Raw genomic sequence first — 3930 nt, forward strand, 5'->3', positions numbered from 1 at the left:
ATCGAGATGTGTGCTTCAAAGCGGAGTCCCCATAAATTCGCTCTATAAAAAACGTGTCCGAAGTCATAACTATTACATGTGAAAGATGTAAAACCTTAGTAAGCCTGACAAAAAAGTTAAATAGCTCGTTTATCAACGGCCTCTGATTATTCGGACTGTTTAAGTAAACCTCCTTCAGCTTCTGTAGCTCGTCAAAGACTATCACAGGAGTTACTCCTTCCTCCCTCGAATCCCTCTCCAGTATAAGCTTCATCTCCTCAAACGCATCAAGCTCTCCACGAAATATCTTATCCATATCAGATAATTCAACCTCAAAAACCCCTAAAGGTATCCGCATCAAAGACGGTACCCTCTCTAAAACCCTCTTCAACCACCCCTTTTCCTTAAAAAACAGCTTTAATACACTTTCATATCCACTAATAACCCTCTCCCTCAAATCATACCAGTAATACTTAAACTCACCCTTAGGTAGCTCCTCAACCACCCTCTGCAAAAGCGTGCTTTTACCACTGGACTTAGGACCATATACGAAAAGAATAGCATTGGGTTCAGTCCGCAAATACCTCTTTAGCCATTTCGCTTCCCTCTCCCTGTCCCAAAATTTCATCCAAATACCTCCCTTATCGCTCTCCACAAAAGCCTGCTTTGAGGCCTTACCGTCCCCTCAAGCGGATTGTAAAATAGCATGTTCGCCTGGATTAAAAAAAGCCGCACCTTACGTGGAATCTTTTCCGCCTCAATCTCTCTCTCTTCCTTTCCCATCTTTATAAAAGCTTTCTCTACTTCCTCTATCACCGCTATATTACCTTTTTCTCCCTCTTCTACCGCTTCTAAAAAACTCTTGAGCTTCACTTTTTGATCGTTGAGCATCCTTTCAACTGATCCTCTTTCCCCATATCCTCTTTTCTTATCCTCGAAAACCCTCACCATGTCTCCTATCTTTCCGCCTATATAATCCCACAAAAGCTCTTTATCACCGAATCCAAACTCTTCATACGCTTCAAAAGCCTTTTCTTTAGACAGGTCATCTACTAATATATATTCTGCTCTCCCTTCAAGGTGAGCATTGCTATACACATCCTCTATAAATAAACAATCGCTCGTTGAACATAAACAATGACACAAATGCTTCTCCTTAGTCATACCAACAAGGAAATTAAACAAACCATTTAGTACAGGCCTGCCTGCAGCATTCATCACTTCCCTTATCGTCTGCATCTCGTCTAAAACAAACACCGGCTTCAGCCTCTCCTTAACTATCTCCTCAAACACCACCTCTAAATACCTGAAAACATCTTCTTCCTTCCTCATGCTTCTAAACAAAATATCAAACAATCTCTCTGAGATAGGAATACCTTTAAACTTCTCTAATGCTCTTCCTCCTGTTTTTAATACCTCTTTAATGAATTCCCTCACTGCTTTTTTACCCTCTCCATATTTAACCTCAAAAAGCACCTGTAATAATTCTCCTATGTTTGATACCTCTCTCCACCTGAAATTTATATAAAACACTATATACTCCTCAGGCAATTCCTCAAACACCTTCATTAAAAGAGTGGTCTTTCCGCTGTTTATAGGACCATAAACAAAGTAAACCAGATTGGGCCTCCCAGAGAGAACCGCCTTAAGTTCCTCTTTCTCCCTTTCCCTATCAACAAACTCAGGTATATCTACTACACCATTTCTCATTCAACCCACTCTCCCTTTCGGTCTCCCAGGATTTCCCTCACAGCTCGCTCATCAAGCTTGTCCTGCAGTTCCATTTTTAATTATTATATCATTTGGATTCTTATGGTAAAATTCTCTTAGTAAGAGCTCTTAAAAGGAGGGAACGAACATGGAAGAAGAGAGAATGCTTGAAGAGGTAATACCTGAAGAGACGAAACCCGAAGAGAAGGAGAAAGAAACAAAGGAGCTTGTGGTAAGCGCCCTTAAAGAAATACTACCCACAGATGAGTTTCGCGAGCTTATACAGGAAACATTAAGACCATCTATAGAGTACAGGCTATTAAGAGACGAGTTCACCCTGCTTTCTGCTCGCCTTGAGGCAAGCTTCGAGGGATTCAGAAGGGAGATTAGCGCCTTAGCAAGCGAAATGAAAGCGGATTATAGAACTTTACGTGAGGAGATGCTCAATGCGACGAAAGAGGCTTTAAGAGAAATAACGGAAACGCTAAAAGGACTTCAGGAAGAAGGAGAGGAAATAAGAAGGAAGGTGAAAGATACTTTTTCAAAGATTGAGGATAGCTTCTTGAAAACATCAAGCAGAATAGAAAGTGAGATAGTTGAGACCTTGAAAAAGATAGATCTCGAAGCTCCTATGAAGGAAGTTAGATCGGACTTAGAATCGTTCAAGCGCGAGATAAAGGGAGTTCTTGAAGGTGAAGCAACGAAAATTCAGGACGTAGCCACTGAGCTAAAAGAGGGACTGAGCGAGATAGAAAGTAAACTGAGCACAAAGCTTGCAGAAGAGATAAATTACATGGAAAGCTCGGTAAGAAACAGTATAAGTGACTTTGCCTCCACTATAGAGGAAATCAAAAAGGATTTAATGAAGCAGGAGGAAAAGATTAACGAGGCTATAAAAGCGCTTGAGGATAAAATTTCCGATTTCAAGGAGGAGATTTCCTCCCAAAAGAGTGATATAGAGACAATCCTGCGAGAGAATACAGAAAAACTGGTTGAAAGAATCAACATGATGGATCCAAGAATCAGCGCTCTTGAAAATAAGCTATCGAGCGTGAGCTCAAAGACAACGCTTAATCTGCTGCTTCTGCTTTTGGGGTGCGGTGGAATAGGCTTCCTTATCTCAAAACTTTTAGGAGGATAGAAAAAAGTGGTACTCCTCTTTTACCTCCAGGAAGACAAAAGAGGGGTACCACTTTTCCCTTTTACTTCTTATAAATTTCTCCTCTTAAGCCAGCTTTATAAATTTCAACAATTTTGTTTTCAACATCCAGCTTAAAAACCACTCTGACTTTCCCGATTCTTAGCCTAAGGAAACCTCTCCACCTTCCCTTAAGCTTCTTAATATCAACCCTTTCACCACTAATATAGCTTGCAATTTTATCTCTCACAGGCTCAAGAAGATCGTGCCCGTTCAGAAAGGAAAAAGCTTGCTTTCTATACCTAAATTTCCAAATCATATTTTTATATCTTCCTCATATACCACAACTTCTTCCATCGCTTCCCTTCCGAACATTTCTTCTATTTCCCTTTCTTCTTCGTCAGAAACAAAAGGTAATAGGCTAATCCTTAGCTTTAAAATTTCACTTTTTACAACCTCCTCTACTATCTCTCTTACAACTCCCCTTATCTCCTCTATGGTTATATCGTGCTTCGCCATTTTAGAACCTCCTCGTCTAACCAGTCTGATATCCTAAAACTTATTATAGCAAATTACATAAAGTATCTTAAAGCTATATAGATATCCGAGAGTATAAGAGAAAGCACCATCGTAAACATCCCTACTTTGAGAAAATCAAGAAAGCGAATGCAATAGCCAGCTCTATCCGCTATGCTTGCAACCACTATGTTAGCGGAAGCTCCTATAAGCGTTCCATTTCCTCCGAGGCATGCTCCAAGAGCCAAAACCCACCAGAATGCAGATGAAAAATGAGCAGTGTGTATAAGATCATTAACGAAATAAACCATCGTAGCAGTATACGGAATATTGTCTATAAACGCGCTGGCAAAGCCTGACCCCCAGAGTAAAACGTTAGCGGCGAGAAACTGTTTATTCCCTACCAAGGATATAAAGGCAGAGCCAAGTTTCCTTATGACGCCGGAGTAGTCCAGCGCACCTACTATAACGAAGAAACCAGCGAAGAAAAGAAGGGTTGGAAGCTCTACAGATTCCCTTATTATCTTCTCAGCCTCTTTACCACAGAGGATAAGCATAGCCATGCCTCCAAGAACGGCTATGGTAGC

The 3930-nt window shown here is 40.7% G+C and carries 6 protein-coding genes; 1 reads left to right on the forward strand and 5 read right to left on the reverse strand.

From position 1 onward, the window contains the following. The coding region (locus J7M13_00405) for an AAA family ATPase (protein ID MCD6362454.1) at nt 1-607 on the reverse strand (607 nt) is incomplete at its 3' end. Continuing rightward, the gene (locus J7M13_00410; GenBank protein MCD6362455.1) at nt 604-1689 is read right to left on the reverse strand and encodes an ATP-binding protein; all 1086 of its coding nucleotides are present in this window, start codon (nt 1687-1689) and stop codon (nt 604-606) included. The genes J7M13_00410 and J7M13_00405, both read right to left, overlap by 4 nt. A gap of 148 nt (nt 1690-1837) precedes the next feature. Here J7M13_00410 and J7M13_00415 point away from each other — a divergent pair, with 148 nt between their 5' ends. Further along, nucleotides 1838-2830: a hypothetical protein gene (locus J7M13_00415; GenBank protein ID MCD6362456.1), complete on the forward strand. Its 993-nt coding sequence runs from the start codon at nt 1838-1840 to the stop codon at nt 2828-2830. A 61-nt stretch (nt 2831-2891) separates the two neighbouring features. Here the strand turns inward: J7M13_00415 and J7M13_00420 are convergent, their stop codons facing one another. The 3 genes from J7M13_00420 to J7M13_00430 form a co-directional block, all read right to left on the reverse strand. Continuing rightward, on the reverse strand, nt 2892-3146 hold the full coding sequence (locus tag J7M13_00420; protein MCD6362457.1) for a type II toxin-antitoxin system RelE/ParE family toxin: 255 nt from the start codon (nt 3144-3146) through the stop codon (nt 2892-2894). Continuing rightward, nucleotides 3143-3346, reverse strand: coding sequence for a hypothetical protein (locus J7M13_00425; protein MCD6362458.1), 204 nt, complete (start codon nt 3344-3346; stop codon nt 3143-3145). Before J7M13_00425 ends, J7M13_00420 begins: the two co-directional genes overlap by 4 nt. Nucleotides 3347-3399: 53 nt before the next feature. Continuing rightward, the coding region (locus tag J7M13_00430) for a hypothetical protein (GenBank protein MCD6362459.1) at nt 3400-3930 on the reverse strand (531 nt) is incomplete at its 5' end.

The organism is Synergistota bacterium (assembly GCA_021159885.1).
Classification (GTDB): Bacteria; Synergistota; GBS-1; order GBS-1; family GBS-1; genus AUK310.